The organism is Parabacteroides sp. CT06, assembly GCF_002257605.1.
In the GTDB taxonomy this organism is placed as follows: Bacteria; Bacteroidota; Bacteroidia; order Bacteroidales; family Tannerellaceae; genus Parabacteroides; species Parabacteroides distasonis.
The window spans coordinates 1,272,341-1,285,390 of sequence record NZ_CP022754.1; the positions used below are offsets into that span (position 1 = coordinate 1,272,341).

10 protein-coding genes are annotated in these 13,050 nt (G+C 49.6%); 6 read left to right on the forward strand and 4 right to left on the reverse strand.

Going from position 1 to position 13,050, the window contains the following annotated elements; genetic code table 11:
- Positions 1-26 precede the first annotated feature (26 nt).
- Genes radA through CI960_RS05530 form a run of 3 tightly spaced genes read left to right on the forward strand, consistent with a single transcriptional unit; the run spans position 27 to position 4,154 of the window.
- Positions 27-1,397, forward strand: coding sequence for a DNA repair protein RadA (gene radA / locus CI960_RS05520; RefSeq protein ID WP_005858247.1), 1,371 nt, complete (start codon positions 27-29; stop codon positions 1,395-1,397).
- 13 nt (positions 1,398-1,410) lie between these two features.
- Positions 1,411-3,015, forward strand: coding sequence for an NAD(P)/FAD-dependent oxidoreductase (locus CI960_RS05525; RefSeq protein ID WP_005858245.1), 1,605 nt, complete (start codon positions 1,411-1,413; stop codon positions 3,013-3,015).
- A 17-nt stretch (positions 3,016-3,032) separates the two neighbouring features.
- Positions 3,033-4,154: a glycoside hydrolase family 43 protein gene (locus CI960_RS05530; protein ID WP_005858243.1), complete on the forward strand. Its 1,122-nt coding sequence runs from the start codon at positions 3,033-3,035 to the stop codon at positions 4,152-4,154.
- Here the strand turns inward: CI960_RS05530 and CI960_RS05535 are convergent.
- Positions 4,148-4,537, reverse strand: a complete 390-nt coding sequence (locus CI960_RS05535) for a hypothetical protein (protein ID WP_005858241.1) — start codon at positions 4,535-4,537, stop codon at positions 4,148-4,150. The genes CI960_RS05530 and CI960_RS05535 overlap by 7 nt on opposite strands.
- A 12-nt stretch (positions 4,538-4,549) precedes the next feature.
- Positions 4,550-5,359, reverse strand: a complete 810-nt coding sequence (locus CI960_RS05540) for a peptidylprolyl isomerase (RefSeq protein WP_005858239.1) — start codon at positions 5,357-5,359, stop codon at positions 4,550-4,552.
- 108 nt (positions 5,360-5,467) lie between these two features.
- On the opposite strand from CI960_RS05540, the gene CI960_RS05545 reads away from it, so the two are divergent.
- The 3 genes from CI960_RS05545 (at position 5,468) to CI960_RS05555 (ending at position 9,197) form a co-directional block, all read left to right on the forward strand.
- Positions 5,468-7,144 (forward strand): putative transporter, encoded by a 1,677-nt coding sequence (locus CI960_RS05545; protein ID WP_036629009.1) that lies wholly within the window; start codon positions 5,468-5,470, stop codon positions 7,142-7,144.
- Positions 7,145-7,387: 243 nt separating this feature from the next.
- Positions 7,388-8,245 (forward strand): ROK family protein, encoded by an 858-nt coding sequence (locus tag CI960_RS05550; RefSeq protein WP_036629002.1) that lies wholly within the window; start codon positions 7,388-7,390, stop codon positions 8,243-8,245.
- A gap of 40 nt (positions 8,246-8,285) precedes the next feature.
- On the forward strand, positions 8,286-9,197 hold the full coding sequence (locus CI960_RS05555) for a ThuA domain-containing protein (protein ID WP_005858233.1): 912 nt from the start codon (positions 8,286-8,288) through the stop codon (positions 9,195-9,197).
- 97 nt (positions 9,198-9,294) lie between these two features.
- Here the strand turns inward: CI960_RS05555 and CI960_RS05560 are convergent, their stop codons facing one another.
- Both CI960_RS05560 and recJ read right to left on the reverse strand, forming a co-directional pair.
- On the reverse strand, positions 9,295-11,211 hold the full coding sequence (locus CI960_RS05560; protein ID WP_009017107.1) for an ATP-dependent DNA helicase RecQ: 1,917 nt from the start codon (positions 11,209-11,211) through the stop codon (positions 9,295-9,297).
- 9 nt (positions 11,212-11,220) lie between these two features.
- On the reverse strand, positions 11,221-12,945 hold the full coding sequence (gene recJ / locus CI960_RS05565; protein WP_005858229.1) for a single-stranded-DNA-specific exonuclease RecJ: 1,725 nt from the start codon (positions 12,943-12,945) through the stop codon (positions 11,221-11,223).
- Between the last annotated feature and the right edge of the window lie 105 nt (positions 12,946-13,050).

A 13,050-nucleotide genomic window follows, 5' to 3' on the forward strand; every position in this document is an offset into this window, starting at 1 on the left:
TATCTTTACGCCAAATTCAGGATAGAATGGCGAAAACAAAAACCGTATATGTCTGCTCTAACTGTGGCGCTGATTCCCCGAAATGGCTGGGTAAATGCCCGAATTGTGGGGAGTGGAACACTTATGTAGAGGAGATCGTAACAAAGGAGCCTGCCGTGAAGCGGCCAGTTCCCGGTATTATGGAGGGCAATAAGATCCGTCCGGTGTTATTGCGTGATATAACGACGGAAGAGGAGGCCCGTATCGATTTAAAAGATGATGAATTAAATAGGGTCCTCGGCGGAGGCTTGGTGAAGGGCTCTTTGGTCTTGATCGGTGGAGAGCCGGGAATCGGAAAATCTACCTTGGTCTTGCAAACCGTGTTGGGCTTGACAGGCTTGAAAACCCTATATGTCTCGGGCGAGGAGAGCAGTCGCCAGTTGAAACTCCGGGCGGACCGATTATCGCATGATAATCCGAACTGTTTCATCCTATGCGAGACGCATCTGGAACAGATTTTTACGCAAGCGGCCAATATCCAGCCGGACTTGATGATCATAGATTCCATACAAACCATCTTTACGGAAGTCGTGGAATCTTCCCCCGGCAGTGTTTCCCAAGTACGTGAGTGTAGTGCCGCTATCTTGAAATACGCCAAGGAAAGCGGTGTCCCGGTCTTATTGATCGGCCATATCAATAAGGAAGGCAGTATCGCCGGTCCGAAGGTATTGGAGCATATCGTGGATACGGTGTTGCAGTTTGAGGGCGATCAGCATTATATGTATCGTATCCTGCGGAGCATCAAGAACCGTTTTGGCAGTACGGCGGAACTAGGGATTTACGAGATGCGCCAGAACGGGCTTCGTGAGGTCAGCAATCCATCCGAGTTATTATTAACCCAGAATCATGAGGGACTGAGCGGTGTCGCCATCGCCGCCGCTATCGAGGGGGTACGTCCTTTCTTGATCGAGACGCAAGCCTTGGTCAGCTCGGCGGTTTACGGTACGCCGCAACGTAGCGCCACCGGATTCGATTTACGCCGAATGAATATGTTATTGGCAGTATTGGAGAAAAGGGCGGGTTTTAAGTTGATCCAGAAAGATGTTTTCCTGAATATCGCCGGAGGTTTGAAAGTGAATGATCCGGCTATCGATTTGGCGGTAATCAGTTCTATCCTTTCTTCTAGCTTGGATATCAGCATCGAGCCGGGTGTTTGTATGGCTGGCGAGGTGGGCTTGTCCGGAGAGATCCGTCCGGTCAACCGTATTGAGCAACGTATCTTGGAGGCGGAGAAGCTGGGTTTCTCCCGGATTATCATTCCGCATAATAATCTAAAAGGTTTCGATACGGCGAAGAGCAAGATTCAAATCGTACAGGTAAAGAAAGTGGAGGAAGCCTTTCGGCAACTATTCGGTTAATATATAATAAACAATGATAAAAGAATTACAACTCAGGATATTGCCGGAAGAGGCTGTTAATGAGCAATCGCTAAGGCAAGTAGTAGCCCGTGAGACGGGTGAGGCTCCGAAAAATATCCGGGCCGTACGTGTATTGAAACGTTCGATAGACGCACGCCAGCGAACGATATTTGTCAACGTGAAACTGCGTGTTTTCATGAACGAGATGCCTAGCGAGCCGGAATATCAATTGATAGAGTATAAAGATGTCTCGGCAGGGAAACCTGTGATCGTCGTAGGAGCCGGTCCGGGAGGTCTGTTCGCCGCCTTGCGCTTGATAGAGTTAGGTTTGCGCCCCATCATCGTCGAGCGAGGTAAGGACGTGCGGGAACGCAAGAAAGATATCGCCTTGATCAGTCGTGAGCATAAGGTGAACGGAGAATCAAATTATAGTTTTGGTGAGGGCGGTGCCGGCGCTTATTCTGATGGAAAGCTGTATACCCGTAGCAAGAAAAGAGGCTCGGTAGATAAGATACTGAATATCTTTTGCCAGTTTGGGGCAAGTCCCTCTATCTTGGCGGATGCCCATCCGCATATCGGAACCGATAAGCTCCCCCGTGTGATCGAGAATATCCGGGAGCAAATCAAGCGATGCGGAGGTGAGGTACATTTCGAGACCCGTATGGATGCTTTTATCATGAAAGAGAACGAGGTGATCGGCATCGAGACGAATACGGGAAAGAGCTTTTACGGGCCTGTTATCTTAGCTACCGGCCATTCCGCCCGTGATGTCTATAACTATTTATACGAACGCCAGATCCAGATCGAGGCGAAAGGGATCGCAGTCGGTGTTCGTCTGGAACATCCTCAGGAATTGATCGACCAAATCCAGTATCATCGGAAAGAAGGTCGTGGGAAATATCTTCCTGCGGCAGAGTATAGTTTTGTGACGCAAGCGAATAACCGGGGCGTCTATTCCTTCTGTATGTGTCCGGGAGGTTTCGTAGTTCCTGCGGCGAGCGGACCTAAGCAGGTCGTGGTAAATGGAATGTCGCCTTCTAACCGGGGTTCCCGCTGGTCTAACTCAGGGATGGTGGTAGAGATCCGTCCGGAAGATTATTCCGAACTGGTAGGGCAGGAGGAGCTTTATCTTCGGAATGGCGAGAAGGTGGATGCGGACTCCCCATTAGCGTTGATGGCCTTTCAGGAACGTCTGGAAGAGGTCTGTTGGTTGAATGGAGGCATGAAGCAAACGGCTCCCGCCCAGCGCATGGATGATTTCATGCGGAAGAAGAACTCTTTCGATTTACCGGTTTCCTCGTATACGCCGGGTCTGCTGGCCTCTCCGTTGCATTTTTGGATGCCGGAATTCGTGACCAGTCGCCTGCGGGAAGGTTTCCGTTATTTCGGTAAGGTCTCTAGAGGCTTCTTGACCAACGAGGCAACCATGATCGGCGTAGAGACCCGTACATCCGCTCCGGTTCGTATCGTCCGTGATCGGGATACCTATCAACACGTCACGGTAAAAGGTCTTTTCCCTTGCGGTGAGGGAGCGGGGTATGCGGGAGGAATCGTATCCGCTGCCATCGACGGGGAACGTTGTGCGGAAGGAGTGTATAATTTAGAATCCAATAAATAAGAAAAATGAAAAGTGGTATGAAAATAGGAATATCCCTTTGTCTGGGAGTTCTTATGTGTTTGAATGCGGGTTGTACGGGAAAGAAGTCTGCTGCGGAAGAGCCGGAATTAACGTACAGTAATCCTTTGTCGGTCCAGTTTGGCGATCCATACGTATTGTTGGCCTCGGACGGACGTTATTATATGTATGGTACCGGTGCCGGGGCTGTAGACGGTTTTTGCGCCTATTCTTCCGATGATTTGATCCATTGGAAGTCGGAAGGGCAGGTTTATCGGGGCAATACGCCCGATTCTTGGGCAATCGCTAATTTCTGGGCGCCGGAAGTGTACGAGCGTGACGGGAAGTTCTATATGTTCTTCAGTGCGGATTGGCGGAAGAATCCGACCAACGAGGAGGAAAATTTCCGTATCGGCGTAGCTGTGTCGGATAAGCCGACCGGACCATTTAAGGAATTGGCCGATGCTCCTTTGTTTGATCCGGGATATCCTGTAATCGACGGAAACTTGATCGAGGATGAGGATGGCCGTACCTATCTCTATTATTCCCGTTGTTGCTATAAGCATCCGGTAGAAAGCGAGATCGCCGATGAGGCAAAGAAGAAAGGCATGTTCGACTCCGTTGAGGAAAGCTGGATTTACGGGGTGGAGGTCGCTCCGGATCTTACGCACGTAATTGGGGAACCCGTACTTCTGCTGCGTCCACCCGTAAAATTGGATGATGCGCAAAGTGAGTGGGAAAGTCGCTCGGTTACCAAAGGGGAGGTCGGACGTCGTTGGACGGAAGGCTCTTTCATGCTACGTCACAACGGCTTGTATTATATGATGTATTCCGCTAATTATTTTGGCGGGGCAAATTATGCGGTGGGATATGCCGTGTCCGAACATCCGTTAGGACCGTTTGAGAAGGCATCTAATAATCCGGTGCTGGAGAAGAACGTGGAAAAAGGCGGTATCGTCACGGGTACCGGACATAATAGCGTTACTTGGTCGAAGGACGGAAAACAAATGTATTGCGTTTACCACGGGCGTACCCAGAAGACAGGGGATGAGCGGGTCGTATTCATCGATAAAATGCGAATCAATGAGAATGGCCTTCTAGTCGTGGAAGGCCCTACCACCGATCCGCAATCTATTCAATAGTTATTTATCTCTTCCAGCAACGCCACTCGTTCCAACGAGAACGTAGTGTCGTTGCGTTGGATATATTCCAATAGCTCTTTCGCTCTTGCCCGGAGTTTTTTACCTTGCGCCTCCGGCAAAAGGAAACTTTCTTCCAGCAAGGTCTTGCTCGCCAGCTCCATGCGTTGGAGGCCGCACGAATCATCACCGTCCAGATAAGTGCGGATACCGTCGATAGGCGTGTTCAGCAAGAAATCGTTATCCAGTTTTAAGAATGTGTAGACGGATTGGATTAACTCGGGGTTCTTGCGTGCCCCATCGTTGGAATTACGATTGAAGATGATCTGGGCGATCACTTTGCCCAGTTCCTCGATCTGTACCATGATGAAATCTCTCTTTAACATAGGAGTGGTGAATTATTCGATCGTTATACTTTGGATGCGGATGTCTTTCTTCGGACGGTCATTCTGGTCTTTCGGCTGGGTGGCGATCTGATCCAAAACGTCGAATCCCTCCGTCAGCTCCCCGAAGATCGTATAGGTGCCGTCCAGATGATGGCAACCGCCTACGGTGGTATAAGCCTTCCGTTGCTCGTCCGTAAATAGCAAATGCCCGGGAGTTGCTTGAATAACGGAGTCTATCTGGGCGTTGATCGCTCTCAATCGCTTCTGGTACTCCCGTTTGTTACTCATCTTTATCATATTCAGCTCCGCACGTACCGGCGCATAAAACTCCTTCAGGGCCTTTTGCCGGGCCGGATAGTTGGCGGTACGCTCTAACGTATCCAGTTCGGTTTCCCTATAGACCTTCCCCTGCACGATAAAGAATTGCGACATATCCGATTTCTTTTGCGGGTTGATATCGTCCGGTTGGCGGGGAGCGGCCAAGGCTCCTTTCTTATGGAAATATTTCTCGTTGATCTCGGGCGGTATCTCGGCGGAAGGATCGCCAAAGCCGCATTTAGCACCGGCGGGAGCGTTCTTGGAATCCGGGGCTCCTCCTTGGATCATAAACTCCGGCAGGACACGGGTGAATAAGGTCCCGTTGAAATCCCCCCGTTTTGCCCGTTCGATGAAAGTACGGGTGTGATTAGGCACATCATCGTACAGGATGGCCTTCATAGTACCTACATTGGTTTTAATAACTACCGTTTTTCCAGCTTCTTGCGCCGAGGTGGCTACCACGCAAAGGAACAATGCTGATAAAATGTAATATATCTTTTTCATGAGATTTTAATTTAAAAGGTAAATATAGGTGTTATGTTGTAAAACACAAAGTAAATGCCTAACTTCGCGTCTTTATTAATAGGTAATAAGATTTTTAAAGATTTTAGCATGGATTGGATAAACGACTTATTATGGGGAGAAGGTATCGGGCATTCTATCCTTTTACTATCTTTCGTGATTGCCGCCGGCATTCAGTTGGGAAAGATAAAGGTGTTTGGGATTTCGCTTGGGATTACCTTGGTGTTGTTTGTAGGTATTATTTTAGGGCATTTTGGGTTTACGGTTAACCACAATGTGATTCATTTCTTTAAGGAATTTGGATTGATCTTATTTGTTTATTCGGTAGGTATGCAAGTCGGGCCGGGTTTCTTCTCGTCTTTTAGGCAGGGGGGAATCACGTTGAATATGCTAGCCTGTGGAATTGTCTTCCTTGGCGTGGCTACGGCTTTGGTATTGCATTTCGTGACAGGTATTCCGATGCCTACGATGGTGGGTATTTTATCGGGGGCGGTGACGAATACCCCCGGATTAGGTGCGGCTCAGCAGGCTTATTCCGATATGTACGGGGTTTCAGATAATACGATCGCCTTGGGTTACGCCGTGGCTTATCCGCTGGGCGTGATCGGTATTATTCTTTCGATCATTTTCGTACGTTACGTATTCCGTGTGAATTTCGATAAGGAGAATGACGATTTGAATAAGGAGGATGCCTCGCATACGAATGAGGCGAAACCGATCTCGCTGGTCGTAAAGAACCCGGCGGTTTTCGGTAAGACGGTAGGGGAGTTATCCGGTTTGATGGATCATCTGGATTTCGTGATTTCCCGTGTATGGCGTAATGATAACAAGCAGATCGAGATCGCTTCCGCCGGTACGATCTTGAATGAGGATGATAAGATTTTCGTGATCACGACCGATCAAGATGCCGAGTCCGTAAAGACATTCATTGGCGAGGAGATCGATATGGAGCGCAAGCAATGGATTCGTATGGAGAGCCAGTTTATCAACCGCCGTATCTTGATCACGAAACCGGAGTTGAACGGCAAGAAGCTGGGACAGTTGAAACTGCGTAAATTATATGGTATCAATATCACCCGTATCAACCGTGCGGGCGTGGACTTGGTAGCTACGCCGGGTCTGACGTTGCAGGTGGGCGACCGTGTGAATGTGGTGGGTACCGAGACGGCTGTCTCGAATGTAGAAAAGGTATTGGGTAACTCCTTGAAACGCTTGAACGAGCCGAACTTGATCACGATCTTTATCGGCATTGCCCTCGGTATTGTCTTGGGGAGTATTCCTATCACGTTCCCGGGCATTCCGCAACCGGTTAAGTTAGGTTTGGCGGGAGGTCCGTTGATCGTGGCGATCTTGATTAGCCGTTTTGGTTACCGTTATAAGCTGGTTACCTATACGACCCAGAGCGCTAACTTGATGTTGCGTGAGATCGGTATCACCCTCTTCCTCGCTTGTGTGGGTATCAGTGCCGGCGATGGTTTTGTGGATACGATCGTGAACAATGGTGGATTCGCTTGGATCGGTTACGGTTTCATTATCACAACGATTCCTTTGCTGATCATCGGTTGTGTAGGCCGTTATTTCTATAAGATCAATTATTTCACCTTAATGGGCTTGATCGCCGGTAGTACGACGGATCCGCCCGCTTTGGCTTACTCGAACGCTACGGCTGGAAACGACGCTCCTTCCGTAGGTTACGCTACGGTATACCCCTTGACCATGTTCTTGAGGGTACTTACGGCGCAATTATTGATCTTGTTCTTCGCTTGATGCGGTAGTTATAATGGTGCCGTCTTACACGTATATCGGCATTGCCTCACACGTATATCGACGTTGGCCTATGCGAGCGTAGGCGTGAGGCGATGTCGGTATACGTGCTGGATGGAGTTGACGCCGGGGAAAATAAAAAGCATAGATGTATTAAATTTATCAGTTTAAAAGGTGATGTTATTCGTAACATTGCCTTTTTTGTTAGCTTTGTGGGAGTATAATCTAATTAATATCGTGGAAAGAATGAGTGTAGAGAAGAAAAACGCTTATATCGGAGTGGATTTAGGGGGGACGAATATGCGTGCCGGCCGTATCGTAGGGGATCGATTAGTGGCTCAGGGGAGCGCCCCGACTCCCAAGGACGCCGCGGATTGCGAGGAGACATTGGAGGCTTTGATAGAGGTGATCCGTTCCGTGTGGGACGAGAGTGTGGTAGCTATCGGTATCGGTGTGCCGAGCGTGGTGGATCGTGAGAAGGGGATCGTATATAACGTGGTGAATATCCCGCATTGGGAGGAGGTACATTTGAAGGAGATCTTGGAGGCTTGCTTCTCCGTGCCGGTTTATGTGGATAACGACGCGAATTGCTTCGCTCTGGGTGAGCGTATCTTTGGCGAAGGAAAGACGGTTGATAACTTCGTGGGCCTCACCTTGGGTACGGGCTTGGGGGGTGGAATTATCCAGAATGGCAAGCTGTTGGCCGACGCTAATTGTGGCTCGGGAGAATTTGGCATGATTCCCTACCAAGGACAGATCTTGGAATATTTCTGTAGCGGTTCCTATTTCATGAACGTATGGGGCGTGGATGGGAAGGAGATGTACACCCGTGCGATGCGGAAGGACGAGCAGGCGCTGGAGGCTTACCGGCAGTTGGGCGTACATGTGGCCGCCGCTATCAAGATCGTGGTATTGACGGTAGATCCGGAGATGATCGTCTTCGGAGGCTCGGTGACCGCCGCCCATGAGTTGTTTGAGGAGAGCATGTATGAGGACTTGAAGGATTTCGCTTATCCGAACTCTATCAAGAACTTGAAGATACGTTTCTCTAAGCTGGAGAATCCGGGGCTATTCGGTGCCGCTTCCCTTTGTTATGATAAATAAAGACGGATAATCAATTGTTTACTTAAATCTGATTCATACCATGAGACATGTATTTTGTAGGAAGGTCGTTTTCCTTTTGGCCGCTTTACTGGTTGTATGCGGCATGTCGGCCCGTAAGCCGATCAAGACGTTATTAATAACGGGGCAGAATAACCATAATTGGCAGGTGAGCCATGTGGTGCTTAAACAGATATTGGAGAACTCGGGACGCTTCTCCGTGGATTTCGCGGTCTCTCCGGAGGCAGGGAAGGATATGTCCGGCTTTGTCTTGGATTTCAGTCCTTACGAGCTGGTGGTGCTGGATTATAATGGGGATGCTTGGCCGGAGGAGACAAACCGTCGTTTCTTGGAATATGTGCGAGGAGGTGGAGGTGTCGTGGTCTATCATGCCGCTGATAACGCCTTCGTGAACTGGCCGGAATACAATAAGATTTGTGCCTTGGGCGGTTGGGAGAACCGGGATGAGAAAGCGGGACCCTATGTATATTGGAGCGATGGTAAGTTGATAAAGGATAGCTCGGCGGGCGTGGGTGGCTCTCATGGCAAGCAGCATGAGTATGTGCTGAATGCCCGGAACCATGAGCATCCGATCATGAAGGGGCTGCCGAATAAATGGAAACATGCGCAGGATGAGTTATATGATCGTATGCGTGGCCCGGGAAATATAAAGGATTGCTTGTATACGGCTTATTCGGATAAGGAGACCGGAGGTTCCGGCCGTGAGGAGCCGTTGATCTTTACGGTTGATTATGGGAATGCCCGTATATTTCATACGATGTTAGGGCACGCGGGGGAAACGGTAGAGAATTGTCCGGCTATGCAATGCGCCGGCTTCCAGATTACCTTGTTAAGAGGTGCGGAATGGGCCGCTACCGGCAAGGTAACCCAAAAGGTTCCCGCTGATTTCCCGACGGAAAAACAAGTATCTAATCGGAGTAATTATAAGCGGTGATACATGGTTTATTAGAATGCCCATTGTAAGCTCCTTATGATGGGCATTCTAGCAAGCTAACAATGGGCATTCTAAGGAGCTTACGATGGGCATCGTGCTATTTTGCTGAATCCTCGTGCGATAGATAGCCGTCGCTTAATGTGAATCGGGGATCTTGATCCGCCAGAAAGCGGATGGCCGTGAGGATTTTCTCTTGAGGGAAAGGTAATTTCTCAATAAGTTCTTTCACGGGGATAGGGGATTCCCCGGCCAATATCTTTATGAGACTTTCCCGGATAGCGTTGAATTCCCAATTCATAAGCTGTGATTCATGCTTCGATAGGCATACGTCGCAACAGCCACAAGGGGCGGAATCTTCCTCGCCGAAATAGGATAGGAGCATGCGGCTACGGCATACCCGCTCCTCGTTGATATATTCCAGCACCTTCTCGATCCGTTTCCCGAAACGCTCCTTGCGTTCCTCATACGCCGAGCGGGGTATGGAAAGGTACCGCTGTTCCTCCCGGGTCTGGGTATAGATAATCAACGGGGTTTTCTTATGCGGGATGTAGTTTACGATCCGGTATCTGGATAAACCTACCAAGGTCTCATACACCTCGTGAGGTGTCACTCTCGCACGGGTGGCGATTACGCTCTCATCTATATAAACATAATCTGCGAATAACCCGGTGTAAGAACGCAAGATTGTCTGAATCACCTCATCCGTTCGCTTGTTCTCACTTAAATACCTGTAAAGCTCGTCACGGGTAGCTGTGAACATCAGGCGGGAAGCGTTGTCTACCTCCTCCGTATATTCGATATAGCCCGATAGCCCAAGGATCTTCAAGGCATGATGCGCTTGCAATAAAGAGAACTTATAAGCGGAACAGAAATCCGTCAATGAGAAATCGTGTACCGTATCTAGCCCGTACCCTACGGCGATCTGGTAATAATTACCCAACGCCTCATAGACCCGATAGATAAACTCCTTGTCCGGAAACTCATCCGCCAGCCGTTTCTTTAGCTTGGCGCTATCCGTGGAGGAACAAAGAGCCACGGCGAAGGCTTTCTTCTCATCACGCCCCCCGCGTCCGGCCTCTTGATAATATTCCTCCAACGATCCCGGCATATCCATATGCACGACCAATCGCACGTCCGGCTTATCGATACCCATACCAAAAGCGTTGGTCGATACGATTACCCGGCACTCGTTGTTTTTCCAACGGGCCTGACGCAGTTCTTTCTCGTCACGGTTTAACCCGGCATGGAAGAAATCGGCGGAGATACCCGCCTGTTGCAGCATGAGGGCGATCTCCTTGGTGCGTTTCCGGTTGCGGACATATACGATGGCCGTACCCGGAACTTTTCCCAATATATAAACGAGTGTATTTAACTTATCCTCCGTCTTCCGGACAATATAAGCCAGATTTTTGCGGGCGAAGCTCTTTTGAAATACGTTCTTCTCCTTGAACCGCAGACGCTCTTGTATGTCATTCACCACTTCCGGGGTAGCCGTGGCGGTCAAGGCTAATACCGGAACACCCGGCAATAAGTCCCGGATCTCAGCGATATTGAGATAAGAAGGACGGAAATCATATCCCCATTGCGAGATACAGTGACTCTCGTCGATTACCAGCAGACAAACCTGCATGGCCTCCATCTTGACCCGGAAAATATCCGTACTAAGCCGCTCCGGGGAGACATATAAGAACTTATACCCCCCGAAGATGCAATTCTCCAGTTGCGTGATGATCTCTTGCCGGCTCATGCCCGAATAAACGGCCGTAGCCTTGATGCCGACCCGGCGTAAGTTCTCCACTTGGTCTTTCATCAATGCGATCAAGGGAGTGACGACGATGCAAATCCCCTCCATCGCCAATGCCGGCACCTGAAAGGTGATGGATTTACCACCACCCGTAGGCATCAGCCCAAGCGTATCTTTTCCGGCACAGACGGAATGGATAATATCCTCCTGCAAGGGGCGAAAAGCAGGGTATCCCCAATACTTCTCTAATATCTTATGGTAAACGTCCACCTGTCCTCCTCATATATCGTCGGGTTTGATGTCTTTGATCATCAGCTGGATAGAGGTGTTGCCGTTGTAGGTGTTCTCCTCCACCGTGTAGCAGATGTTGAAAGGCTTCATACCCTTGATATGGTCGTTGTACCTGTGCATGCCGAAAGCGATGGCGTGCATGGGGGTGCTTGAGTTTCCGTCGATCAATTCCAGCTTGAGATGCTCCAGTTCCTTACCCACGAGCTTACTGGTGCCGTAGTCCTTTACGCCAAGCGAACAGAATACGGGCTTTTGGTTGTCCGGCCCGAACGGGCTCATCTTCTTTAGGTCGTTCACGAACTTCTGGTTGATCTCTTTCAAATCCAAGATAGCGTCGATATCGATCTGCGGGATCATCTGCTCCGGTATGATCTCCTCGGATGCGATCTTCAAGAAACGCTCGGTGAATGCCTCTAGGTTCTCCTCCCGAAGGGAAAGCCCGGCGGCGTAGGTATGTCCCCCGAAATTCTCCAATAAATCCCGGCAACTCTCTATCGCCTTGTAAATATCGAAGCCTGTTACGGAACGTGCCGATCCGGTGATCAACTCGGACGATTTGGTAAGAACGACCGCCGGACGGTAATACTTCTCGGTCAAACGGGACGCTACGATACCGATCACGCCTTTGTGCCATCCCGGGTTATACACCACGATCGCCTTCCGGTCATCCATGTTCTCTACTTCGTCGATGACAGCGTTAGCCTCGTCGGTGATCTTCTTGTCCAATTCCCGGCGTTCCTCATTATATTGGTTGATGCTCTCGCTCTTCTCCCGGGCACTGGCGCTATCCTTGGACAGTAGCAGTTCCACCGCCTCCTTCCCGTTCATCATACGGCCGGAAGCGTTGATACGGGGACCGATCTTGAAGACGATATCACTGATCGTGATCTCCTTTCCGGTCAATCCGCAGATATCGATAATCCCTTTCAGCCCGAGGCTGGGGTTGCTGTTCAATTGCTTCAGCCCGTAATAGGCGAGGATGCGGTTCTCTCCCGTAATCGGGACGATATCCGAGGCGATACTGACCGCCGTCAGCTCCAACAACTTCTCCAGATCCGAGAACGGGAAATTATTGCTCTTGGCGAACGCCTGCATGAACTTGAATCCTACTCCGCAACCCGATAAGTGCTCATACGGATAGATAGAATCCGAGCGCTTGGCATCCAATACGGCGACAGCGTCCGGCAAAGTGGCGTCCGGCATATGGTGGTCGCAAATAATAAAGTCGATGCCTTTCTCCTTGGCGTACTCGATCTTCTCGATCGCTTTGATACCGCAATCCAGCGAGATAACCAGCGACACGCCGTTCTCGGCGGCATAATCGATACCCTTGTAAGAGATACCGTACCCCTCGTCGTACCGGTCCGGGATATAGAAATCCAAGGTAGACGAGTAAGGTCTTAAATACTTGAAGACGAGCGATACCGCTGTCGTTCCATCCACGTCGTAATCGCCGTAGATCAAAATCTTTTCTTTATTCCCCAAGGCTTTGTTCAAGCGCCTCACCGCCTTATCCATATCCGGCATAAGGAACGGGTCGTGCAAATCGTTCAAGCTGGGTTTAAAGAATTTCTTCGCCTCTTCGATCGAAGTGATACCTCGTTGAACGAGCAAGAGACAGATCACCGGGCTGAATCCTAATTCAGCCACCAATTGGTCTCTCTTATGTAACTCTTCTTCTGATGGGGTTTGAAAGTTCCATTTGTTAATCATTATATATTGTTTTTTTCTTTTTTGCTTGCCTGATACTACGGATACCTTGTCATCCTTAATCTACCGTATGACAAAGGCGAGATTTCCGCAATATATTTCAACCCG